At 52.8% G+C, this 24180-nt stretch carries 24 protein-coding genes and 1 riboswitch; of the genes, 20 read left to right on the forward strand and 4 right to left on the reverse strand.

The window, feature by feature from the left end:
• Positions 1 to 38: 38 nt before the first annotated feature.
• Positions 39 to 686 (reverse strand): inovirus Gp2 family protein, encoded by a 648-nt coding sequence (locus H7R56_RS04550; protein ID WP_075848920.1) that lies wholly within the window; start codon positions 684 to 686, stop codon positions 39 to 41.
• 704 nt (positions 687 to 1390) lie between these two features.
• On the opposite strand from H7R56_RS04550, the gene H7R56_RS04555 reads away from it, so the two are divergent.
• From H7R56_RS04555 to H7R56_RS04595, 10 genes are all read left to right on the forward strand, one after another.
• Positions 1391 to 2371 (forward strand): IS5-like element ISKpn26 family transposase, encoded by a 981-nt coding sequence (locus H7R56_RS04555; RefSeq protein WP_174332463.1) that lies wholly within the window; start codon positions 1391 to 1393, stop codon positions 2369 to 2371.
• On the forward strand, positions 2353 to 2541 hold the full coding sequence (locus H7R56_RS27910; protein ID WP_320108817.1) for a hypothetical protein: 189 nt from the start codon (positions 2353 to 2355) through the stop codon (positions 2539 to 2541). Before H7R56_RS04555 ends, H7R56_RS27910 begins: the two co-directional genes overlap by 19 nt.
• A complete protein-coding gene (locus H7R56_RS04560) occupies positions 2531 to 3583 on the forward strand; it encodes a hypothetical protein (RefSeq protein ID WP_320108818.1) in 1053 nt (350 codons plus the stop codon). Before H7R56_RS27910 ends, H7R56_RS04560 begins: the two co-directional genes overlap by 11 nt.
• Before the next feature lie 213 nt (positions 3584 to 3796).
• The gene (locus H7R56_RS04565; RefSeq protein ID WP_182928533.1) at positions 3797 to 4621 is read left to right on the forward strand and encodes a DUF932 domain-containing protein; all 825 of its coding nucleotides are present in this window, start codon (positions 3797 to 3799) and stop codon (positions 4619 to 4621) included.
• Positions 4622 to 4653: 32 nt separating this feature from the next.
• Complete coding sequence (locus tag H7R56_RS04570) at positions 4654 to 5103, forward strand: antirestriction protein (RefSeq protein WP_048213146.1); 450 nt, start codon at positions 4654 to 4656, stop codon at positions 5101 to 5103.
• An 11-nt stretch (positions 5104 to 5114) separates the two neighbouring features.
• Positions 5115 to 5594, forward strand: a complete 480-nt coding sequence (gene radC, locus H7R56_RS04575) for a RadC family protein (protein WP_048213145.1) — start codon at positions 5115 to 5117, stop codon at positions 5592 to 5594.
• Between the two features lie 14 nt (positions 5595 to 5608).
• A complete protein-coding gene (locus H7R56_RS04580; RefSeq protein WP_004192297.1) occupies positions 5609 to 5830 on the forward strand; it encodes a DUF987 domain-containing protein in 222 nt (73 codons plus the stop codon).
• Between the two features lie 24 nt (positions 5831 to 5854).
• The gene (locus H7R56_RS04585) at positions 5855 to 6214 is read left to right on the forward strand and encodes a type IV toxin-antitoxin system YeeU family antitoxin (protein ID WP_320108819.1); all 360 of its coding nucleotides are present in this window, start codon (positions 5855 to 5857) and stop codon (positions 6212 to 6214) included.
• Positions 6215 to 6270: 56 nt separating this feature from the next.
• Positions 6271 to 6657 carry a TA system toxin CbtA family protein gene (locus H7R56_RS04590; protein WP_182928534.1) on the forward strand — a complete coding sequence of 129 codons (387 nt, stop codon included), beginning with the start codon at positions 6271 to 6273 and terminating at the stop codon, positions 6655 to 6657.
• Between the two features lie 86 nt (positions 6658 to 6743).
• Positions 6744 to 7583 carry a DUF4942 domain-containing protein gene (locus H7R56_RS04595; protein ID WP_048213142.1) on the forward strand — a complete coding sequence of 280 codons (840 nt, stop codon included), beginning with the start codon at positions 6744 to 6746 and terminating at the stop codon, positions 7581 to 7583.
• Positions 7584 to 7915: 332 nt separating this feature from the next.
• Here H7R56_RS04595 and H7R56_RS04600 read toward each other — a convergent pair whose 3' ends face one another.
• The gene (locus tag H7R56_RS04600) at positions 7916 to 8476 is read right to left on the reverse strand and encodes a hypothetical protein (RefSeq protein ID WP_146145705.1); all 561 of its coding nucleotides are present in this window, start codon (positions 8474 to 8476) and stop codon (positions 7916 to 7918) included.
• A 994-nt stretch (positions 8477 to 9470) separates the two neighbouring features.
• On the opposite strand from H7R56_RS04600, the gene ompC reads away from it, so the two are divergent.
• The 8 genes from ompC (at position 9471) to uca (ending at position 19250) form a co-directional block, all read left to right on the forward strand.
• On the forward strand, positions 9471 to 10562 hold the full coding sequence (gene ompC, locus H7R56_RS04605) for a porin OmpC (RefSeq protein WP_146145706.1): 1092 nt from the start codon (positions 9471 to 9473) through the stop codon (positions 10560 to 10562).
• A gap of 76 nt (positions 10563 to 10638) precedes the next feature.
• The gene (locus tag H7R56_RS04610; RefSeq protein WP_106925811.1) at positions 10639 to 11085 is read left to right on the forward strand and encodes a hypothetical protein; all 447 of its coding nucleotides are present in this window, start codon (positions 10639 to 10641) and stop codon (positions 11083 to 11085) included.
• 227 nt (positions 11086 to 11312) lie between these two features.
• Positions 11313 to 11411: riboswitch (guanidine-I (ykkC/yxkD leader) on the forward strand.
• 55 nt (positions 11412 to 11466) lie between these two features.
• Positions 11467 to 12525 (forward strand): putative urea ABC transporter substrate-binding protein, encoded by a 1059-nt coding sequence (locus H7R56_RS04615; RefSeq protein ID WP_106925813.1) that lies wholly within the window; start codon positions 11467 to 11469, stop codon positions 12523 to 12525.
• A gap of 17 nt (positions 12526 to 12542) precedes the next feature.
• The gene (locus H7R56_RS04620; protein ID WP_106925815.1) at positions 12543 to 13358 is read left to right on the forward strand and encodes an ABC transporter permease; all 816 of its coding nucleotides are present in this window, start codon (positions 12543 to 12545) and stop codon (positions 13356 to 13358) included.
• Positions 13355 to 14131: an ABC transporter ATP-binding protein gene (locus H7R56_RS04625; RefSeq protein WP_106925817.1), complete on the forward strand. Its 777-nt coding sequence runs from the start codon at positions 13355 to 13357 to the stop codon at positions 14129 to 14131. Before H7R56_RS04620 ends, H7R56_RS04625 begins: the two co-directional genes overlap by 4 nt.
• Positions 14132 to 14133: 2 nt before the next feature.
• Positions 14134 to 14850 (forward strand): urea amidolyase associated protein UAAP1, encoded by a 717-nt coding sequence (locus H7R56_RS04630; protein WP_106925819.1) that lies wholly within the window; start codon positions 14134 to 14136, stop codon positions 14848 to 14850.
• Positions 14851 to 14861: 11 nt separating this feature from the next.
• Complete coding sequence (locus H7R56_RS04635; RefSeq protein WP_106925821.1) at positions 14862 to 15494, forward strand: urea amidolyase associated protein UAAP2; 633 nt, start codon at positions 14862 to 14864, stop codon at positions 15492 to 15494.
• Positions 15495 to 15647: 153 nt separating this feature from the next.
• Positions 15648 to 19250, forward strand: coding sequence for an urea carboxylase (uca, locus tag H7R56_RS04640; RefSeq protein ID WP_182928535.1), 3603 nt, complete (start codon positions 15648 to 15650; stop codon positions 19248 to 19250).
• Positions 19251 to 19393: 143 nt separating this feature from the next.
• Here the strand turns inward: uca and puuP are convergent, their stop codons facing one another.
• Together puuP and puuA are read right to left on the reverse strand one after the other, a co-directional pair.
• Positions 19394 to 20785 carry a putrescine/proton symporter PuuP gene (puuP, locus tag H7R56_RS04645; protein ID WP_106925825.1) on the reverse strand — a complete coding sequence of 464 codons (1392 nt, stop codon included), beginning with the start codon at positions 20783 to 20785 and terminating at the stop codon, positions 19394 to 19396.
• 311 nt (positions 20786 to 21096) lie between these two features.
• Complete coding sequence (gene puuA, locus H7R56_RS04650) at positions 21097 to 22515, reverse strand: glutamate-putrescine ligase (protein WP_106925827.1); 1419 nt, start codon at positions 22513 to 22515, stop codon at positions 21097 to 21099.
• 223 nt (positions 22516 to 22738) lie between these two features.
• Here puuA and puuD point away from each other — a divergent pair, with 223 nt between their 5' ends.
• Positions 22739 to 23491 (forward strand): gamma-glutamyl-gamma-aminobutyrate hydrolase, encoded by a 753-nt coding sequence (gene puuD / locus H7R56_RS04655; protein ID WP_182928676.1) that lies wholly within the window; start codon positions 22739 to 22741, stop codon positions 23489 to 23491.
• Positions 23492 to 23517: 26 nt separating this feature from the next.
• Entirely contained in the window at positions 23518 to 24075 is a 558-nt protein-coding gene (gene puuR, locus H7R56_RS04660; RefSeq protein ID WP_106925831.1) for an HTH-type transcriptional regulator PuuR, read from the forward strand.
• The last annotated feature ends 105 nt before the right edge of the window (positions 24076 to 24180 follow it).

The raw sequence follows: 24180 nt of genomic DNA on the forward strand, positions 1-24180 counted from the left end.
TCCTTCTCAACATCCACTCCCTCGTAAAAAATTACGTATCAGTTCTGAGAGCAGCCAAAGTTACGCTGACCATCGGAGTTGTCTTTGCTGTACTCTTTAGCCAAATAAATTGCTCTTGAGGTCAAATCTTCGTAAGTGTCCTCGAAGTAACGGTTATTACGGTTTAACTGATAAAACCCGCTTGGTGGGATGTGAATCAGTCCCACATACTTGCTTTCCGCGTATTCTCGTTTGATTGCCCGTATCCATGCCCGAACAACCATATTAAAAACACTCTGGTTGAAGGTATTACCAGGATCTTGTTTAATCTTCCCCGGCCATGCATAGGCGTCTTTGTTGAGCAAAAGCAATACGTGATAATGTTTCTTGCTCCCTTCCTGATTAAATTCCCGTACCCATACAAATCTCATGTTGCATGTCAGGGTCTTCTTACCCGCTTTTCTCTTACGATTAATGTCCGCTTTGATCTGTGCTTTTACCGAGTTGATGAAGCGAGTGATGACCTCAGAGCCTGTATAACACTGTGTAGGGCAATCTGGACGCTCTTCTTCGTCAGGGAAGCGCAGATCGAATCTGATTGCCAATAGCCGGGGATACTGTTTTAACGCTCTGTCAATTGTTCTGGTGATACCGTGCACATAGGTTTGATTCAGTTCCCCATACCGGCTTTGGTTCTTGGTGTTCATTACGTGGTGTCCTTAGCTGATTGAACTCAGCTCATCGGATACCTGGTAATGATTTAAGGAATGCTGAAATCTACTAATCTCTTCTCCTTGCGATATGCCACTACTCCACTTCCTATAGATTTCCCCTAACGGGATGGTTACGGGTACTCATATCCCCTTATGTAGATCTACTTCCGTATGTCTTTGTTGCTTACTGATACCTATGTCTACTACATCTACGTCCATTATTAACAATACGAAGGAACAGAAGGGAAAAGGAAGGGAATGGCAATAGAAGAAAGAAAACCTAAAAATGAAGGAAAACTTCTATCGACACCCACTGAAATCACTCTCAAGTTAGTGTGGCCTGTCGGGGAGTTTTGGGCATGCAGGAATGGGGCTTGAATTTACTGCCAGTGCGTCAGAGATAGTAAAAGCTCTTTTAATTGAAGTAGCAGTATTTTTATACGGAGCTTGAAAGTAATAGGCATCGTGGAAGCGATATGGTGTTCCATTCAGTTTTTTACCAGCCTTACAACTTGGTGAAGCTGGTAGCTATGTCGACTTGGCGAGAAGTATAGTTACAGGCATAGTGGACTATTAAAGAAAAGTGCTGTACTTTTTTAGTAAAAATAAGTGCTGTACTTTGTGGGTTAGGGAAGGTGCGAACAAGTTCCTGATATGAGATCATCATATTCATCCGGAGCGCATCCCAGAGGGACATCATGAGCCATCAACTCACCTTCGCCGATAGTGAATTCAGCACTAAGCGCCGTCAGACCCGAAAAGAGATTTTCCTCTCCCGCATGGAGCAGATTCTGCCATGGCAGAATATGACCGCTGTCATCGAGCCGTTTTATCCCAAGGCGGGCAATGGCCGACGGCCCTATCCGCTGGAGACCATGCTGCGTATTCACTGCATGCAGCATTGGTACAACCTGAGCGACGGTGCCATGGAAGATGCCCTGTACGAAATCGCCTCCATGCGCCTGTTTGCCCGATTATCCCTGGATAGCGCCCTGCCGGATCGCACCACCATCATGAATTTCCGCCACCTGCTCGAGCTGCATCAACTGGCCCGTCAATTGTTCAAGACCATCAATCGCTGGCTGGCCGAAGCAGGCGTCATGATGACCCAAGGCACTTTGGTGGATGCCACCATCATTGAGGCACCCAGCTCTACCAAGAACAAAGAGCAGCAACGCGATCCGGAGATGCATCAGACCAAGAAAGGCAATCAGTGGCACTTTGGCATGAAGGCCCACATTGGTGTCGATGCCAAGAGTGGCCTGACCCACAGCCTGGTCACCACCGCGGCCAACGAGCATGACCTCAATCAGCTGGGTAATCTGCTTCATGGAGAGGAGCAATTTGTCTCAGCCGATGCCGGCTACCAAGGAGCGCCACAGCGCGAGGAGCTGGCCGAGGTGGATGTGGACTGGCTGATCGCCGAGCGTCCCGGCAAGGTAAAAACCTTGAAGCAGCATCCGCGCAAGAACAAAACGGCCATCAACATCGAATACATGAAAGCCAGCATCCGTGCCAGGGTGGAGCACCCGTTTCGCATCATCAAGCGGCAGTTCGGCTTCGTGAAAGCCAGATACAAGGGGCTGCTGAAAAACGATAACCAACTGGCGATGTTATTCACCCTGGCCAACCTGTTTCGGGTGGACCAAATGATACGTCAGTGGGAGAGATCTCAGTAAAAACCGGAAATAACGCCAGAAATGGTGGAAAAAATAGCCTAAATAGGCTGATTCGATGTGTTTGCGGGAAAAAAATCGGCCCAGATCCGCGAAATTTTAATCAGCGAGTCAGCTTGGGAAGAAATGACCTGCTTATTCGCACCTTCCTTAGAGGTGTCTATGCCGAGTGAAAAAAGAGTTTCAGTAAACTTTGACGATGTGTCTTTCCTCGAGTTTCTTGAGAAGACAGCTGCTCCCAAGACAAAAAATAAAGATGGCAAAGGGAAAAGTAAAAGTATTTCACGATTCATATTACAGGTATTGAAAGAAAAATATGAAGAAGAATACTTTTACAGTAAAAGAAAGCATTATTTTGAAAATGAGCGTTTCTTTAAAAATGATTTTAATGAAATGACTACTGCTGAATTGCTTAAAGCATCTGCGGGAAAAGAGATAATGAAGAAAACATTTGATGCCATATGGTATCAAATGGAAAATACAGAGGTAATAATAAAAGAAAGTCATACTGCTGATGGACATAAAGATGTAAAGAAAAAGAGCAAAATATCTAACATTAGCGATACTCATAGCTTTGTTTATAGTTTCATGAATTATACAATTGACAACCCTTACTCTTTAATTAAGCATCTAAAGCCAAAGCTTATTGAAATTTTGCATGATGAATTTAAATCAATCGTTCCAAACATAAATGAAACGTTTTGGGACTCTGAAATTGCTCAAACTCATGCATATGGAAAGGCAGACATTAATTTATTCATGGTTAGTAGGCTTGATATTTCAGTGCTAGGCATTGTTGATAATATGGTTCAGTTATACATTAGTGTTTCTTATTCTATTAAGAGATTTCCCTCTTTTTATGCTGAGAAAGATCTTTTGTTCAGGCTTCTTGACTTTGATAATATACAATTTAAATCTTTCGCAGCTATAGCCAAAGGGCATATTGCACGAAACAAATATCACCGACTAATATATCTGGAGGGTTTTACTGATTACATCAGGAATCGTGGTTACTTTGTTGGGTTTTTACATCGCCCACGAACATTAGATGAAATGACAAACTATGTTAATGATTTTAAATGTAAAAAGGATGTTAGCAATATAAATGGACAATACATTAAAATATTCATGAGTCAGTCCGTTGTATCTGTAGATGAGAACTCCCTAAAAAAACATACCCGTATGGAACTTGGCATTCGACTGTGGAAAAAATAGGATAAGTTCCAAATAACTACATCTATAGCAGGTCAACTTCCATACCTGCTGGATTATGCAAGTAAGATTCACATGCATACTTTTTAAAGTATATATGATTCACGTGTTAATAAAACTACCTTGTTTTTATAAGCAGTGTTTTATTAATTCTCTCTTATCTAAAAAACCATCCTTCGGGGTGGTTTTTTTATACCAGTTTAAAAGGAATGAAAAATGACTCGTTTAGCTTCCCGCTTTGGTAAAGTGAATGTAATCCGCCGCGACCGTCCTTTAACTCGCGATGAATTGTTTTGTGTCGTCCCCAGCGTATTCAGTGAGGAAAAGCATGCATCACGCAGTGATCGCTATACTTATATTCCGACAATTACCCTACTGGATAACCTGCAACGTGAAGGTTTTCAGCCGTTCTTCGCCTGTCAGACCCGTGTGCGCGACCAGAGCAAACGCGAACACACCAAACATATGCTGCGGTTACGCCGTAAAGGCCAAATCACCGACAAACAGGTGCCGGAGATCATCCTGCTTAACAGCCATGATGGTTCGAGTAGCTATCAAATGTTACCTGGGATTTTCAGGGCTGTATGTCAGAACGGGTTAATTTGCGGTGAGTCCTTTGGCGAAGTGCGTGTCCCCCACAAAGGAGATGTTGTTGAGAAAGTTATTGAAGGGGCCTATGAGGTGCTGGGGATATTTGACCGGGTGGAGGAGAAGCGCGATGCGATGCAGTCCCTGATATTACCGCTACCCGCACAGCAGGTACTGGCTAAAGCGGCGCTGGCGTATCGCTTTGGTGAAGACCACCAGCCGGTGACTGCCGCCCAGGTACTCACACCGCGTCGCTATGAAGACCGCAATGATGACCTCTGGACCGTTTACCAGCGTGTGCAGGAGAACCTGATGAAGGGAGGACTGTCAGGACGGAACGCACAGGGTAAACGCAGCCGAACCCGCGCCGTGAACGGCATTGACGGGGACGTAAAGCTCAACCGGGCCCTGTGGGTGATGACCGAAAACATGCTAGCCCTGTCTGGCCGTTGATGCCAGTCATTTTGATTACAGGAGATATATTAATGGATAAACACATTTCGCAGCCCCCTGAGGTGACAGAGCCATTCATCCTCGCAGCCACTAACGTACCGGATGAACAGCGCCTTCGTTTCTGGCCTCAGCGCTTTGGCTCCATCCCGCAATGGATAACCCTTGAGTCCAGTATCTTTGCGTGGATGGACCGGTTGTGTGCGGATTACTGCGGTGGCGTCTGGGCCTTTTACACTCTCAGCAACGGTGGTGCCTTTATGGCTCCGGAAGAGAGTGAAGGTCTATGGTCTCTGTTTAATATCCTGAATGGTAACGGGGCTGAAATGAGTGCTGAAGCTGCGGGTATTGCCGCCTGCCTGATTGCTTACAGCCACCATGCCTGCCGCACGGAGTGCGATGCCATGACAGAGCATTATTACCGTCTGCGCGACTATGCGCTGAACCACCCTGAGTGCAACGCCATTATGCACATCATCGACTGAGGTACTGCACCATGGAAAAACAGTTACCGTTGTTTGCATATGAACTGACGGCATCAGCACAACAGACCATCCGCGAGGCGCTGACTCTGCTGGAGCGCCAGTTACGTGAGCCCGGCGCGTCGTTTACCTCCGGCAGCTCAGTACGTGACTGGTTACGGCTTCATCTGACTATGGAGGAAAGAGAGGCATTTGTTCTGCTGCTGCTGGATAACCAGCACCGCCTGATTACGCACGAAACGCTGTTCAAAGGCACCATCAGCCATACCGAAGTCCATCCACGGGAAGTGGTGAAGGCCTCCCTGAAATACAATGCGGCAGCGGTGATTGTTGCTCACTGTCATCCCTCAGGCCATGCCGAACCCAGCCAGTCTGACAGACGGGTGACTGAGCGACTGAAGAATGCTCTGGACCTTGTGGGTGTGCGTCTCCTGGACCACCTCGTTATCGGCGGAATGGATATTGTCTCGTTTGCCGAACGGGGCTGGTTATAAGGGAGGAGTCATTAATGAAAATTATCAGTAAGCGTCAGGCAATGGCGATATACCGCCAGCATCCACAGTCCCGGTTGTTTCGCTTCTGTACCGGTAAATATAAATGGTCCGGTAGCATCTGCCACTATGCCGGTCGTGAGGTGGAAGATATCAGTGGTGTACTGGCCGTATTCGCAGAGCGCCGCCAGGACCGCAACGGCCCGTATGTCGTATTACGCAGCGTAAGCCTGAATTAATTCACGATTAAGGAGAGCGACATTTTGTCGAAGAATACCACGATAACAACACATGATATCAGCGAACCCTGGTGGGGACTCAGACGCAGTGTTTCCCCGTGTTTTGGTGCCCGTCTGGTCCAGGAGGGAAACCGCCTGCATTACCTGGCTGACCGGGCGAATGTTAGCGGACAGTTCTGTGATGCGGATTTACGCCATCTTGACCAGGCTTTCCCGGTATTGATGAAACAGCTGGAGTTAATGCTCACCTGCGGTGAACTGAATCCCCGTCATCAGCACTGCGTCACACTGTATGCAAAAGGTCTGACCTGCGAGGCTGATACGCTGGGTTCGCATGGCTACGTTTATATCGCGATTTATCCCGCTCCCGTCACCACAGAATAACACCGTACTACTTCGCCCTTCAGCAAACTACATCTTCCACTAAAGAGATAACGTTTATGCAAACGAAATTACCCTTCATGCGGGCGGCATCGTCACGTCCGTCTCCCGTTGATGTCTGGCGGACTCTCCTGACCTGCCTGCTGGAACACCACTATGGTCTCACGCTTAACGACACGCCGTTCAGTGATGAACAGGTGATTCAGCAGCATATCGATGCGGGTATCTCGCTGGTCGATGCCCTGAATTTTATCGTTGAGAAGTATGAACTGGTCCGCACTGACCGGCCAGGCTTCAGCATCATGGAGCAGTCTCCGTTTATTACGGCGATTGATATCCTCCGGGCCAGAAAGGCTACGGGGCTGATGAACCGTGGTACGTATAAAGAGGTGACGGCTATTACCAGAGGACAACATCCGCAGGCACGCACTTCAGGCAAGCGATGATGTGGATAAAACGAACCGCGTCCCACAAGTACATAAGCACCAGCCCTGACTGGCTGGTGTTTTTCTGACTATGAAGGAGAAAAATAATGGTCGTGCAAAATGTTACTGAACCCGAAGTGTTAACCGGGCACACCGGGGTGATTTGTTCCACCAGCATTGAACGTATTGTCACAGGCCGTAATGCTGCGCTGACACGGATTCAAAGCCTTATCAGTGAACTTGATGATATCTCCATTCTGACCCACGATATCGGCGGTGGTACAGCACAAGAGTGGGGAATGCGGGAGGGCCATCGCTACGATTGTTGGTTCACGGAAAAAACCGATAAAGCAATGAAAGCGATGACCCGCAATATTGATCGCCGCATCTGGCGAGAGCTGATGAATAAATCAGGCATGCTAGCACTGATGGATGCTGAGGCCCGTGACGAGTGGCACAAAAGCCTGGAGAAAGGCGATATCCCAGCGATCTGCGAGGCCAATATCCTGAGTACCTTTGAGCAACTGCATAAGAGCAAAGGTGAGGTATTTGAGCGTGGTGTTATCAACGTTTTTAAAGCGTTATCGTGGGATTATAAAACGAACTCACCCTGTAAGTTTGGTAAGAAAATCATCGTGGATGGGCTGGTTTCTTACAACCGTTGGGGGTTTAACTTAACTCATGGATATCGACGTGACCAACTTGTCGATCTGGAGCGTATGCTGACTCTGCTTAACGGCAAGCCGCTGCCGGATAACCGATCTGATATTGCCTGTCGGCTGAGTGACCATATCGGTCAGCAGCGTACTTCGACGGTGTATGACGATGAGCTATTCAGAATTCATTATTTTCAGAAGGGGAGTGCGCACATAGTGTTCAAACGTCCCGAGTTGATTGAGCGACTGAACGATATCATTGCCAGGCACTATCCGGGGATGCTAGCTTGATTATGTTGTGGTAGTTGGGTTCCCTGTTTGGCAACCAAACTATGTGCAGTTCTGTGAAAATCCAAGCGGAAGAATTACTGTATACGAATGTGTATAGCTATTGATGTAATGTAATAAAAATAATTTCATTACAATGAGTTAAGTTCTTTGTTCGATTCCCTTCGCCCGCTCCAATCTCAAGTCTCTATCTCTCCACTGAATTCAACGACACCATGATTTAATTCGGCTTTTTGGCATTTTCCTGTCAACCGAGTTCAACCTGCCTTACCCCCAATCAACAGCCTGTGTGGCATAGAAATGGGGCCAGGAATGAGCCACTCCGTATGCAGGGCTTACGCTCGCCCCGCTTCCTCAGCCGCAGTCGTTGGCATGTCATCCGCGACGAGCGCAACCGTATGAACGGGGAGGCCGGTCTGATAGCACATTCTGTACAGTTCCACGGTGGTCGACAGGCTGCCATGAATCGTCACGGTCTCATTTTCTTCGAGCCACAGTTTCAAACCGGTATTCCCCTGGGCGTAGATCACCAGCGCCGCCTGGCGGGTGATGTATTCCTGCCCTAGCAACGAAATCGATACCAGTTTCGTGCCATCCTTAGGCGTTTTGCGATACGGGAGATGCTCTTCACCCGCGACATCGTTCAGACAATCGGTGCGGTTTTCCTCTTTAATCAATTGATTCGCCAGACTCTGGCCTTCCGCCGTCAGCAGAACCATAAGCTGGAGATCGTTCCTGCGATAGATCCGCACCAGGCCCTTTTTTTCCATCAGATGAAAGGTCTTACGGACATTGCTGCTGTATGTCCTGATTGATGACTTTAGCTGTAATGCCCGCTCGATATCACGCGTGAGGGGTTTTCCTGACGGCTGTTTTACCGTCTCTACCAGCAGCATTTTTTGCAGGCGCGAGAGGCGCTGTCTTTTTACGCTCTGAACTTCATTATTACCAGGGGCTATCGGCATAAAAAACCTATATAAAATTAATGTTGGAGTGATTAGTCTTTTATTTATTAATCACGCATGTCGTGATTAACAATTTATTTGTTATTGATTCCAATTTATTTGTCTGGTTGATGTTTGACGAAAGTAACGTGCTATATGTTGGGTGAATGTTCCTTATCTTTACCTGTTTTATCATTTTTGTTTACATTCAATATATTTGTCTGCCGTCAGGCATCTCATTTAGTTTAATATTTCCCCTGCGTTCAGTTTAACCGCCACGCATGGTGCGCCGAGTTGGTGCATAAATATCTTCTCTGCGCGCCACTTTGCGCATCAGGGAAAAGGGGGAAGTAATACGCTTCCTGTAGAGCGATAAGAATCAACTAAGGCAATATAAAGGCATCATAGTCGCGTTTGCTGCCGTTCCCGATAACCAATGAAGGTGATAGTTATAGGGGGCATTCTATTGATAGCAGATTGATGAATTCTTTCAATCCCGACAAAGCAACATTACACAAGATAATAATTTGAAACATAAGCTATTTATCAATTTATTTGACTATAATAATTGATTTTTATGGCATCAAAGTCTGCTGTCGGTGTGGAAATGACTTGATGGAATGATTCTTTTTATACATAACAAATGCACGCAGGCTAATAGTTTTTATGGTAATGGGTTAGTCTTTTTGATGTATTTGCAAAAAAAAGCAGAGATCGTCTGTTTATATTATGAGGTTTTTCTTTAAATGTAGTTTTATTGTGAATGAATTTATTTGGCATCTCAGAAAAAGAGATGTGACAGGGTGTTTTACATATTATTACATGTTATTAGTTTTGTTTTATGAACTTTTCCTTAAATGTTTACAGGCAGTGTTTGAGAGCGCCTGTCTACATGTAATAGCCAGGCGGTCTATTGATTTCAACATAACTAACAAATGATGAAGCCATTATGAAAAAAATTCTTGCAGTGATTATTCCAGCATTACTGGCTGCGGGTGCAGCGCATTCAGCCGAAATGTATAATAAAGACGGTAACAAGCTGGATTTATATGGGAAAGTTGATGCCCGTCGCACCTTCTCTGATGCAAAGGGAAGCGATGGTGATGCAACGTATATTCGTCTGGGCTTTAAAGGTGAGACACAAATTAATGATGTGCTGACCGGCTATGGTCAGTGGGAATACAACATTCAGGGTAACGGTACAGAAGATGGCGCGAAAACCGCGACCCGTCTGGGCTATGCCGGATTAAAAGCGGGCGATTACGGTATGTTTGATTATGGCCGTAACTATGGCGTCATCTATGACGTTGAAGCCTGGACGGATATGCTCCCTGTCTTTGGTGGGGACTCTTATTCAACCACCGATAACTTTATGAATAACCGTGCAAACGGCCTGGCAACCTACCGTAATAGCGGTTTCTTTGGTCTGGTAGATGGTCTGGACTTCGCGATTCAGTACCAGGGCAAAAACGGTGGGGGGAGTGAAAACGTTAACGGCCGTGACGATGTCTTCGCGCAGAATGGTGAAGGCTGGGGCGCTTCCGTGGCGTATGAGATTGGTGCGGGCGTCAGCGCGACGGCGGCCTATTCCGGCGCTAAGCGTACTGACGATCAGCAGCGCCTGACCTATAACGATGCTGAAAACGCGGAAGCATGGGCCAGCGGCCTGAAATACGATGCTAACAATATCTACCTGGCCGCGACTTACGCCGAAACCCGTAATATGACAAAGGTCGGGGATTTCGTTACCGACAAAACCAAAAATATTGAACTGGTTGCTCAGTATCAGTTCGATTTCGGCCTGCGTCCATCCATTGCTTATCTGCAATCGCGAGCGAGCAACGACAACCAGGGCATCAAAGGAAACGCGGATGTCGTGAAATACATGGAAGTGGGCGCGTCATACTACTTCAATAAAAATATGGCCACCTACGTCGATTATAAAATCAACCTATTGGATAAAGACAACGCGGCCGTGAAGAACCTGGGTCTGAGCACGGATAACGTCGTCGGTATCGGTGCGGTATATCAGTTCTAAACCACTCTGCTGGAGAGGCTCTCACGGCCTCTCCAGATTTCATCGCCCGGGTAGCAGTATGCAGAGGGTTACCACCATGTTTTGTGTATTCCTGGAGTCTGATGAACTGACTCCTGAAATCACCACGCTGAAAGACTTTAACGATCTCCTTAGCCATGACATACCGACGGCGGTATTCGTCATTTCTCACGATATTGCCCGCTTTATCAAAGATGCTTACTTTATGAATCTCACGATTAACGGCCTGCAGAACTGCTATTTTTCGTTGAATAATGGCCAGGAGTTTTTTGAGTTTAATCATCGTGGTCATTGCTATGCATATTGCGAGCCGGAAGCCGAGTGGCACGTGACGCCCGCGCAGTTTATCCGCAGCCAGTGGCTGGCGAATGAGGATCTGCATAGCCTGATCACCCCGGAATTTATCACCAGCTACAGTAAAATGTTTCCTTGCCTACAGAAAAAAAAGCAGCAGTTCGATTTGCTGTTTACTCAGCACTATTCTGGCGCGCAGCGAAAAGGATAGAAAACGCTGCGATATTGATAACGCCACGGTAAACATATTGAATGCTTTCCCCTTGCTGATAAAACCACGCCCATCCCCACCAGCACCATTGTGGAGCACTGCCTTCTTTTTGCGCACCACAAAAGGGATGTGGCTCACGAACCAACGCCTAATGCACTGATAATAAGCAAAAATAAACCTGGCATAGCCTTTGCAAATCTCACTTCGCAGTGCAACACACAATCTGAAAAATAGCTGGCTAGGGTTCCGGTTCACCGCGGTGAACGGCTGGTCCAAGAGCTGGCGACCTCTGAGAGGTTACACGGCGGGACAAAAACCCGGGAGACAGCAGCACCTGATGGTGTCGCGCTGCCCCTAATTTTTGCCTATCAGAGGTTAGACATGAAGAAAACGTCATTATACCGCGCTCTTGTCCTGTCGCTGGCGATGCTGGTCAGTCTTCCCACTTTTGCTGCCGTAAAGAAAGAGTTTAACGTCTGCTGGACCATCTACGCCGGATGGATGCCCTGGGGCACCATCAGCAGTAGCAAAATCATCGATAAATGGGCGGATAAATACGGCATTAAAATCAACGTCGTCCAGCTTAATGATTATATCGAGTCGATTAACCAGTACACCGCCGGTCAGTTTGATGGCTGCACCATGACCAACATGGACGCGCTGACGATCCCGGCGGCGGGCGGCGTGGACTCCACTGCGCTGATCCTCGGCAGCTATTCGGAAGGCAACGACGGCGTGGTGATGAAAGGTGAGGGCAAAACCCTTAACGATCTGAAAGGGATGAAAGTCTACCTGCCGGAGCTTTCTGTTTCCCATTACCTGCTGGTGCGCGGGCTGGAAAAAGCGGGCCTGGCGGAAAAAGATGTCACCGTCGTGAACACCTCCGATGCGGATATCGTGTCGGCGTTCAGCACGGCAAACGTACAGGCTGCCGTGGCCTGGAACCCGCAGCTCTCCGTTATCAAAGGGACGCCAAAAACCACCGAAGTCTTTAGCTCCTCGCAGGTCCCCGGCGAGCTTATTGACATGATGGTCGTCAATAGCGAAACCCTGAAGGATAACCCTGCGCTTGGCAAAGCGCTGACCGGCGCATGGTACGAGATGATGGGCCTGATGAAGGCGCAGGATACCCACGCGTTAACGTCGATGGCCGCCGCCTCCGGCACCGATCTGGCCGGTTATCAGGCGCAGTTAAAAACCACCCACCTGTTCTACACCCCGCAGGACAACATCGCGTTTATCACCTCGGCGGAGCTGGCGAAAACCATGCAGCGCGTGGCCTCGTTCTCATTTGATAAAGGGCTGTTGGGCGAGGGCGCCCAGAGCGCGGATTTTATCGGTATGACCTTCCCCGGCAAGGTGAGCTGGGGCGATGCCAATAACGTGAAGCTGCGCTTTGACGACAGCTTCGTGAAAATGGCCGCTGCCGGCACGCTGTGATGACTGACGGAGTTTCCATGCGACATATTAATCGTCATCCCAAACCCGGCATGCGTCTGATGCTTGTGATGTTGCCGTTCATCCTGCTGCTGATGGCCTATTTCTTCGGCTCGGCGGTACGGCTGGACGCCAACCCGCACGACAAACTGCTGCCCGGTTTCCAGCAGATGCTGGATGCCATATCGCGGATGGCGTTTACCCCGGATAAACGCAGCGGTGAGTACCTGCTATGGGTTGATACCCTGGTCAGCCTGGCCCGTTTGCTGACCGGTCTGGCTATTGCGTCGCTGGTGGGGCTATGCATCGGCGTGATGTCCGGCGTATTCCCGCTGTGGCGGGCGTCGTTGTCGCCGCTGATGACCGTGCTGTCGATGATCCCACCGCTGGCGATTTTACCGGTGCTGTTTATCGTCTTCGGCCTGGATGAACTGTCGAAAGTGATGCTGATTGTCATTGGCATCACCCCGATGCTGGCTCGCGACCTGGAACAGCGAGCGGGCGACATTCCGCAGGAGATCCTGATTAAAGCGCAGACCTTAGGCGCGAATAGCTGGACGCTGGTGCTACGGGTGGTGCTGCCGCAGCTGCTGTCGCGGCTTCTGACTTCGCTGCGGCTGCTGCTGGGGTCGGCGTGGCTGTTCCTGATTTCAGCCGAGGCTATCTCCTCAACCGCCGGGCTGGGCTACCGCATTTTCCTCGTGCGCCGCTACATGGCGATGGACGTCATTATTCCTTACGTCCTGTGGATCACGCTGCTGGCATGGCTGATGGATCTGGCGCTCCGTCAGCTACACAAAACCTGTTTTCCCTGGGCGGAAGGAGGGAAGGCATGAGCTTTATCAGTATCAATAATATCTGGCAGGAATACGGCGACCACGTGGTGCTGGAACGCCTGAATTTGCAGGTTAAAGAAGGGGAGTTTTGCTCCATGGTGGGCGCATCCGGCTGCGGAAAATCCACCTTCTTGCGCCTGCTGCTCGGCCAGGAGGCGCCAAGCCGCGGTTCCATTACGCTGGAAGGAAAGCTGCTCAACGCCGAGCCGGACAGCAGCCGCGGCGTGGTGTTTCAGCGCTACTCCGTTTTCCCGCACCTGAACGTGCTGGACAACGTCACGATTGGCCTGGAGCTGCCGCAATCGCCGCTGTGCGGGCGGCTGTTTGGCGGCAAAAAACGCGCGGCGCGCGCGCGGGCCGCCGAAATGCTGGAAAAGGTTGGGCTAAGCCACGCGCTCGATAAATATCCGGCTCAGCTCTCGGGCGGTATGCAGCAGCGTTTAGCCATCGCCCAGGCATTTATTATGCAACCGCGCGTCCTGTTGCTGGACGAACCGTTTGGCGCGCTTGACCCGGGGATCCGTAAAGACATGCACGCGCTGCTGTTGCAGCTGTGGAGCGAAACCCGCATGACCGTCTTTATGGTGACGCACGATCTGTCGGAAGGTTTTAACCTCGGCACCCGCCTGCTGGTGTTCGACAAAGTGCGCATTGACCCACAGGCGCCGAACGCCTTCGGCGCGCGCATTACCTACGATATCCCGCTCAACGAGACGCGGCTTTCCGCGCTCGGCGGTACGGCTCCCGATAACGTTTATGCATTAAGGGGTTAACAGTGAATACCACGACAACATTACGCGAAGAGACGCTCCCCGCCGGTGGGCATCTCTCCTTTATTCTCAAGCGCGGGCAGATCCTGCGGATGACCGACATCGACGGCGGCGCTAACGTCAGCCTGATGATGTTAAACCCGCATGAGAAAAGCGAACGCTTGAATCTGCCGGACACGCTCAAAGGCCAGCACACCGCGCGCCTGACCGCCGGGCACTGCTTCTACTCGGATATGGGCCGCGTGCTGGCTGGCATTACCGCCGACACCAGCGGCTGGCACGACCCGTTTGGCGGCGTACTCAATGCCGCCGAAGCGGCGGAGAAATACGGGCAGGGGCGCTATCAGGAACTGCGCAATGCCTTCTACCGCAACGGCACGGATAACCTGTTGGTGGAGATGGGGAAATGGGATCTGAATCTTGAAGATCTGCTGATGGTGGTCAACTTCTTTAGCAAAGTGACCGTGGATGAAAACGGGCAGTTCAGCTTCCACAGCGGCCACTCGCAGCCGGGCAGCTACGTGGAACTGTATGCGCCCATGGACGTCCTGATGGTGATGACCGCACTGCCGCACCCGATGGACCCTTCGCGCGAATATACGCCGCGCCCGGTCGCGCTCAGCTGGCGTCGGGCCGAGGATGAAGAGGCCGCGGTTAACGCGCTTTTAACCCGCCCGGAAAACCAGCGCGCCTTCACCAATACGCAACTTTTTGCCCTGTAAGGAGCCGAAAAATGACCGCTGCCAGCGAAAAACATGCTCAGTATGCCGCCTTCCGCCACGTGATCCCGGCGGGAGAACCCTACCTGTTTGAGGTGAAAAAAGGGCAAACCCTGCGTCTGCTCGATCTGGAAGGTAATCAGGCTATCGACACGCTGTTCTATAACGCCGATAACCCGCGTGAACGCTACGATGCCCAGCGCACGCTGCGCCGCCAGAACAACGCCTACCTGACCTGCGACAGCGTGCTTTATTCCAATCTGGGCAACCCGCTGCTGACGATTGTGGCCGATACCTGCGGTCGCCACGATACGCTCGGCGGCGCCTGCGCGCAGGAGAGCAACACCGTGCGCTATGCGCTCGATAAGCGTCATATGCACAGCTGCCGCGATAACTTCCTGTGCGCCTGCCTGCACGATGGTCGCCTGCAAAAACGCGATATTGGCGCGAACATCAATTTCTTTATGAACGTCCCGGTGACGCCGCAGGGTGGCCTGACCTTTGAGGACGGTATTTCCGCACCGGGGAAATACGTCGAGCTGCGCGCCGAGTGCAACGTCATTGTGCTGATTTCCAACTGCCCGCAGTTGAATAATCCCTGCAACGGCTGGAACCCCACGCCAGCGGAGGTGCTGGTATGGAACTGACGCCAACCCGCTGGCAGCGCCTGCGAAAAATGATCTATCGCCTGTTTGAAGTGCGTGCCGGACGCCTCCTGCCTTAAACGCTTTTTCCCCATGGACGACCATGCGGTGAGCCGATTTTTGGGCGGGACGACCCGCCACGATTGAGTCTGACCTATGTTAACGAAACTCCTGATTGCGAATCGCGGGGCGATTGCCTGCCGCATTATGCGCACGCTGCGTGCTATGGACATTGGCAGCGTGGCGGTTTATTCCGACGCTGATATCAGCAGCCTGCATATTCGTGAAGCCGACGAGGCGATAAGCCTGGGCGATGGCCCGGCCGCCAACACCTATCTGGTCAGTGACAAGATCATCGCGGCGGCGAAGGCCAACGGCGCACAGGCGATTCATCCGGGCTATGGTTTTCTCTCGGAAAACGCCGACTTTGCCGACGCCTGTGAACAGGCCGGTATCGCCTTTGTCGGCCCCACGGCGGAACAGTTGCGCCTGTTTGGCCTTAAGCATACCGCCCGGGCGCTGGCAAAAGCGCACGGCGTGCCGATGCTCGAAGGCACCGAACTGCTGGCGGATGTCACCGAAGCGCGACAGGCCGCCGAACGCGTAGGCTACCCCGTGATGCTCAAAAGCACGGCGGGCGGTGGCGGCATTGGGATGCGCGTCTGCTATAGCGCTGCTGAGCTCAGCGAGGCCTTCGACGCGGTGGTGCGGCTGGGGAAAAATAACTTCAGCAACGCGGGCGTGTTTATTGAGAAATACATCGAACGCGCGCGCCACCTGGAAGTACAGCTCTTTGGCGACGGCAACGGTGAGGTTATTGCCCTGGGCGTGCGCGACTGCTCGGTACAGCGCCGTAACCAGAAAGTACTGGAAGAGACGCCCGCGCCCAACCTGCCCGCAGGCATGGCGCAAGCGTTATGCGAGGCGGCAATCAAGCTGGGTAAAGCGGTAAACTACCGTAGCGCTGGTACCGTGGAATTTGTCTACGACAGCGATGCCGCCCGCTTCTACTTCCTCGAGGTGAACACGCGGCTACAGGTCGAGCACGGGGTGACGGAGCAGGTGTGGGGCGTCGATCTGGTGCGCTGGATGATTGCCCTTGCCGCCGGTGAATTACCGCCGCTGGGCGAGCTGCGTGACCGCCTTGAGCCTCAGGGGCATGCGATTCAGGCGCGTGTTTACGCTGAAGATCCGGGCCGTCAGTTCCAGCCATCGCCCGGTCTGCTCACCGAAGTGGTGTTCCCAACCGACGACCGCGTGACGCTGCGCATCGACAGCTGGGTGGAATCTGGCTGCGAGGTGCCGCCGTTTTTTGACCCGATGCTGGCGAAAATTATCGCCTGGCAGCCGACGCGTGAAGCGGCAATCCACGCGCTGCATACCGCGCTGGGCGAAACCCGTCTGTACGGCGTGGAGACTAACCGCAGCTATTTGCAGCAAATTTTGACCTTTACGCCGTTTGCCTGCGGCGAGCCGTGGACCCGTTGCCTGGAAGTGCTGAATTATCAGGCCGCTACGCTGGAAGTGTTGAGCGCCGGTACGCAAACCACGGTACAGGATTACCCCGGCCGCGTAGGCTACTGGGCGGTGGGCGTGCCGCCGTCCGGGCCGATGGACAGCAGGGCGCTGCGTCTTGGCAACCGCCTGCTGGGAAATGCCGCCGACGCGGCCGCGCTGGAAATTACCCTCAGCGGCCCAACGCTAAAATTTAACTGTGATGCGCAGGTGGTGGTGACCGGCGCGGCGATTGCGTTGACGCTGGACGGCGTCCCGCAGGCCAACAACCGCACCTTCCTCGTGCGCGCCGGTATGACGCTGCGGATGGGCGATATCCAGGGTGATGGCGTGCGCAGCTATCTGTGCCTGCGCGGCGGTTTTCAGGTGCCGGATTATCTCGGCAGCAAAAGTACCTTTACGCTGGGTCAGTTTGGCGGCCACGGCGGGCGGGCGTTGCGCACCGGCGACGTGCTGCATCTGGCGCCGCTCACCGCACCGTGTCCGGACGCGGTGCTGCCGCCATCGCTTGGCACCGCGCTGGCCCCAGTGCGCGAACTGCGGGTGATTTATGGCCCGCACGCGGCGCCGGAGTATTTTACGCTGCGCTATATGGCGACCTTCTTTGCGACCGACTGGGAAGTCCACTTCAACTCCAGCCGTACCGGCGTGCGTTTGATTGGCCCGAAACCCGAATGGGTTCGCGATAGCGGCGGTGAGGCGGGGCTGCATCCTTCAAATATTCATGACAACCCGTACGCCATCGGGGCGATTGATTTTACCGGCGATATGCCGGTGATCCTCGGGCCAGACGGGCCGAGCCTGGGCGGCTTTGTCTGCCCGGCGACGATTATTGAGGCCGATCTGCACGCCATGGGGCAGCTTAAAGCCGGTGACAAAGTGCGCTTTGTGCCGGTTGATATCGCCACCGCCCGGCGGCTGGCGCAGGCCCAGGAGCGGGAAATCGCCAGCCTGACCTCACAGATTACACCCTGGCAGCCTGCGGGCCTGCCATCGCCGGTGGTGCTGGACTGCGGCGAGCGCGATAAACGGCTGGTGGCGCGGCTCTCCGGTGATACCCATTTGCTGCTGGAGATTGGCGATCCGGAACTGGATTTGGTACTGCGCTTTCGCGCGCATGCGCTGATGCAGGCGTTGGAGGCGCGGGCGTTAACGGGGGTTATCGATCTGACGCCGGGTATCCGTTCGCTACAGATTCACTATCAGCCGGAGGCGCTGAGCCTGGTGACGTTGCTGGATGTGGTGACCGGGCTATGGCAGTCGGTCTGTGAACAGGGCTCTCTGGAGGTGCCGTCGCGCGTTGTCTGGCTGCCGCTATCATGGGACGATCCGGCGTGTCAGAAAGCTATCGACAAGTACATGACCACGGTGCGCCGTGATGCGCCGTGGTGCCCGAGCAATCTGGAGTTTATTCGCCGTATCAACGATCTGGCTAACGTCGATGCGGTGTATAAAACGGTATTCGATGCCAGCTACCTGGTGATGGGGCTGGGGGATGTTTACCTCGGCGCGCCGGTGGCCACGCCGCTCGATCCGCGCCATCGGCTGGTCACTACCAAGTACAATCCGGCACGAACCTGGACGGCGGAAAACTCGGTCGGTATCGGCGGGGCGTATCTTTGCGTCTACGGCATGGAGGGCCCGGGCGGCTATCAGTTCGTTGGTCGCACGCTACAAATGTGGAATCGCTATCATGCGGTGGACGATTTCGGCGGTAAGCCGTGGCTGCTGCGCTTCTTCGACCAGATCCGTTTCTACCCGGTTTCTGCCGACGAACTGCTGACGATTCGTCGTGATTTTCCCTTAGGTCGTTATCCGCTGCGTATTGAACATACCACCCTGAAACTCGCGGAGTATCAGCAATTCCTCGCGACGGAAGCGGCGGGCATTGAGGCGTTCCGTCATCATCAACAAGGCGCATTCGACGCAGAGCGCGAGCGCTGGATTGCCAACGGCCAGGCACATTTTGACAGCAGCGATGCGCGGGAGGCGGAAGGTGAGGATGCGCCGCTTAAGCCGGGGCAGGAGGGGATTGAAAGCCCGATCTCCGGTAACCTCTGGCAGGTCAACGTCGACGTGGGCAGCACCGTTCGTGAAGGCGATGTGCTGGTCATTCTGGAGTCGATGAAAATGGAAATCCCGCTGCTGGCCTCGCAGGACGGGGTGGTCAGCCAGGTCCGCGTACAGCCGGGATCATCGGTACGCGCGGGGCAGTGTGTGGTGGTGCTGGATAAAACGGCGTAGCCCTGAATACAGCGGCGCAGTGATGCTGCGCCGCTCAGAAAGCGGAGTGCCGGATGGCGTCGCAAGCGACTTATCCGGCCTACAAAGAATGTCGATCTCAATCCCCGTAGGCCCGATAAGCGTAGCGCCATCGGGCATTTCGGTTAGCTTTCCCCAACAGTGCTTATCCGCTGCTCGCCGTCATACAGCGGTACTTTGCGATAGCGTCGGATCAGATACCAAAGATACATTCCCCCCAGCATTGCCCAGACCAAACCCAGCGTTAACGATGTGACTTCCAGGTTGATCCACAGCACGCCGACCGTCAACGCGCCAATAAGCGGCATCAGCAGGTAATGGAAGTGATCTTTCCAGCTTTTGTTGTAGCCTTTGCGTCGCCAGAAATGGTTGAACACCGACAGGTTGACGAAGGTAAACGCCACCAGCGCGCCGAAGTTAATCAACGCTGTGGCGGTGACTAAGTCGAAGAACAGCGCCGACAGCGCCACAACCCCGACCATGATCACGTTCAGCGCTGGCGTCCGCCATTTCGGATGCACGTAGCCAAACACGCGTTCCGGAAAGACGTTGTCACGGCCCATCACGTACAGCAAACGCGAAACGCTGGCGTGCGACGCCAGGCCTGAAGCCAGCGTGTTAACGAAGGTGGTGCACAGGAAGATGGACTGGAACAGCTTGCCGCCCACGTACAGGGCAATCTCCGGCAGCGCGGCGTCAGGGTCTTTAAAGCGGCTGATATCCGGGAAGAAAAGCTGCATAAAGAACGACGCGGCAATGAAGATTAACCCACCGTACACCGCGGTCAGGAAGATGGCTTTGGGGATCACGCGCGCGGCGTCCGGCGTCTCTTCTGAAAGCGTGGTCACCGCATCAAAGCCGAGGAACGAGAAGCAGACTATCGTCGCCCCGGTAATGATAGGGATCAGGTGCGCATTTTCACTGACAAACGGCTGTAGTGACCATACGGTCCCCACGCCTTCGCCTTTGTGCAGCCCCTGCACGACCAGTACGATAAAGACCACCATAATGGCTATCTGTACCAGCACGAACAGGGTATTGAAGTTCGCCACCAGGTTAACGCTTTTCAGGTTCGCGGCGGTCAGGATTGCCACGAACGTGGCCACCCACACCCATGGCGGCACGCCGGGAAAGAGGGCCGAAAGATAAATCTTCGCCAGCAGGACGTTAATCATCGGCAGGAACAGGTAATCCAGCAGCGATGACCAGCCGACCATAAAGCCCACGTGGGGGCTAATTGATTTTTGCGCGTAGGTATAGGCAGAGCCTGCCTCGGGAAACTGACGCACCAGTTTGCCGTAGCTGATGGCGGTAAACAGCACCCCGGCCAGCGCTAACAGGTAGGACGCCGGCACGTGGCCATTACTGATGCCGGACACAATACCGAAGGTATCGAACACGGTCATCGGCGTGAGATAGGCCAGGCCCATCATCACCACTTGCCACAGCTTCAGCGATTTACGCAGACGGGTTTTTCCCGGCTGCATAGGGATATTCAGCGAAGTGTTAGTTGCCATGCGCGTTACCTCCACTGCGTAACGGGGTTTGCGGTCGCGTCGACCTGAAATCAAACCTGTTTAGCAGGGGAAGTAATGGCGTCGGTGGGGATAACATGCAGTCGGTGAGGGCGGTTTCATGTTCGCAACCTCCCTCCCCCTGTGGGGACGTAAACATCGGCATCATCTCATTTCCTCGTCACAGTCTTAATCGTTAACGGAAGCCCGTTGCCGCCTGCGTTCCATAACGCGACATACGGGAAATGTCTGGATTACCAGAAGATTCAGGCCAGGTTCCACTCAGGCCGGTATTACCGCCCCGTGAAGGGGCGTCATGCGTTTTTCAACATCCACTCAATTTCTGTTTCGGTGATGAGCCGCTCAAATTGCAGCAGTTCATCGTTCTTACAGGCGTGGTAAACGTGGCAAAAACGTTCGCCCAGATAGTGACGCAGCGGGGCGTTTTGCATAAATTCCCACAGCGCATCGCTCTGGCGGATGGGGAAAGGCAGCCCTTCCTGCTCCAGCCCGTTACCTTCCACTTCTTCCTGCAACGGCAGATCGTTATCGAGGCCGTGCAAAATACCGGCAAAAATGGTCGCCATCACCAGATATGGGTTGGCGTCGGCCCCCGCCACGCGATACTCCACGCGATGGTTATGGCGATCGCCGCACGGAATGCGCAGCGCAACCGTGCGGTTGTTGTGGCCCCATGATGCCTGGGTCGGCACGTACATGCCCGGCTGGAAGCGACGATACGAGTTCACGTTCGGTGCCAGCAGCGCCATGGAAGACGGCATCAGGTCGATCATGCCCGCCAGCGCCTTTTTCAGCAGCGCAGAATCTTCGCCATCGGCATCGGCCAGCACGTTTTCACCGCGGTTATTCATCAGGCTGATATGGATGTGCATACCGCTGCCCGCGTGCTCTTCATAAGGCTTAGCCATAAAAGTGGCGTGCATCTTATGCTTTTCCGCCATCAGGCGCACCAGGCGTTTCAGGGCGAGCGCATCATCGCAGGCGTCGAGCACGTTATCGGTGTGATAAAGGTTGATTTCAAACTGGCCCGGAGAGGCTTCGGCGACCGCGCCATCGGCGGGGATCAGCTGCAGCTGTGCCAGTTCATCGATGTCGTTGAGTACGTCGGCAAAGTGGTTGAGGTTATCGACGGAGTAGACCTGGCTCTGGGTGTTGCGGTCATCGGTTCCCGGCGCGCACGGTGGCTGCAGATAACCTTCGGCGTCGCGTTGACGGTCGAGTAAATAGAACTCCAGCTCTACCGCTACTACCGGGAACAGTCCGCGCTGGCGTAGCTGCTGCCACAGGCGGTTGAGTACGTTCCGCGGCTCAACGTCAAAGGGAGCGCCATCTTCATCGACCATGGTCAGTAACATCTGCCCAACGTATTCAGGATCTGCCGCCGAAGGCGTTAAGGTCCCCAGCACCGGCACGCAGGTGCGGTCAGGCTCACCCATCTCCTGTCCGAGCCCCGCTTCTTCAACCACGTTGCCCAGAATATCCATGGCAAACACGGACGCCGGGAAATAGCAGCCTTTTTCGAGTTTTTTCAGGCTGGAGACCGGCACGCGCTTACCGCGGAAACAGCCGTTCAGATCGGTCAGTAAGACATCGACGGACTGCGTGTTGGGATAGCGTTCAAGGTAGCGTTTTACTTCCTGCGCAAACGCGCTGCCCCGCCTCTCTTCTGACTGCTGAACATAGCTCTCTACTTCAACGATATTAGTTTCCATGATTCTTCGCCTTTGGTTTTGTTGCCCACCCGCGTTCAGGTGTAAAATATAATGACCATTACTCGAATTTGTATGCAAACGAAATGTTTGTCAAATGTTAAATTAAGTTTGCAAATACGAAATCTCACTGCTAGATTGAAAAAATATTGAACATAAAGGTCAATTTAACGGCAGTAATGGCTATAATTTAGTCCACTTTGTGAGGGCGATCATGGAAAATATAATGTACAAGCCGGTTATCGGTATCGTGATGTGCAGGAACAGGCTTAAGGGTCATGAGACCCAAACCCTGCAAGAAAAGTACCTGAATGCCATTATTCGTGCGGGCGGGTTGCCCATTGCGCTGCCGCATGCGCTGGCAGAGCCTGAATACCTGAACGCACTCCTTCCCAGACTGGACGGTATCTACCTGCCAGGAAGCCCCAGCAATGTGCAGCCGCACCTTTATGGTGAAAACGGCGATGAGCCTGACGCCGATCCCGGGCGAGATCTTCTGAGCATGGCGTTAATCAACGCAGCGCTCGAAAGGCGCATCCCCATTTTCGCCATTTGCCGTGGACTCCAGGAAATGGTGGTGGCGACCGGTGGGTCGTTGCATCGCAAGCTGTGTGAACAGCCGGAGCTGCTGGAGCACCGGGAAGATCCGGAGCTGCCCATTGAGCAGCAATACGCGCCGTCGCATGAAGTTCAGGTGGTGGCGGGCGGGTTGTTATCCCGCCTGTTACCGGATTGCAGTAGCTTTTGGGTCAATTCATTGCACGGTCAGGGAGCTAAAGTGGTCAGCCCTCGGCTGCGTGTTGAGGCGCGTGCGCCGGATGGGCTGGTGGAAGCGGTCAGCGTGAATGACCATCCTTTCGCGCTGGGCGTACAGTGGCACCCGGAATGGAACAGTAGCGAGTACGCGCTTTCGCGTATATTGTTTGAGGGCTTTATCACCGCTTGTCAGAACCATATCGCGGAAAAACCGCGACTCTGACCCCTACACTTAAGGAAATGCATATTATGAGTGATGACGGACTGGCGCCAGGAAAACGTTTGTCGGAAATCCGCCAGAAGCAGGGACTTTCACAACGTCGTGCCGCCGAACTCTCTGGACTGACGCACAGTGCTATCAGCACGATTGAGCAAGATAAAGTCAGCCCTGCTATCAGTACGCTGCAAAAGCTGCTGAAAGTTTATGGTCTGTCACTCTCGGAATTCTTTTCCGAGCCGGAAAAACCTGATGAGCCGCAGGTCGTTATTAATCAGGATGACCTGATTGAAATGGGCAGTCAGGGGGTGTCGATGAAGCTGGTTCATAACGGTAACCCTAATCGCACGCTGGCAATGATTTTTGAAACGTATCAACCGGGCACCACCACCGGGGAAAGAATAAAGCATCAGGGTGAGGAAATAGGCACTGTACTGGAAGGTGAAGTGGTTCTGACGATTAACGGTCAGACATATCACCTGGTCGCTGGGCAGAGCTATGCCATTAATACCGGCATACCGCACAGCTTCAGTAATACATCGGCAGGAATTTGCCGGATTATCAGCGCCCATACCCCCACCACGTTTTAATCTCCCCTGGCCGCTCTGGCTGATGCAATGGCTGTTCTATCGCCGTCATAACGGATTATTTTTCGCCGCCGGGATGTATTTCCCGGCGGGGTAAAAAAGTACACG

The sequence above is a fragment of the Klebsiella sp. WP3-W18-ESBL-02 genome (assembly GCF_014168815.1).
Lineage (GTDB): Bacteria > Pseudomonadota > Gammaproteobacteria > Enterobacterales > Enterobacteriaceae > Kluyvera > Kluyvera ascorbata_B.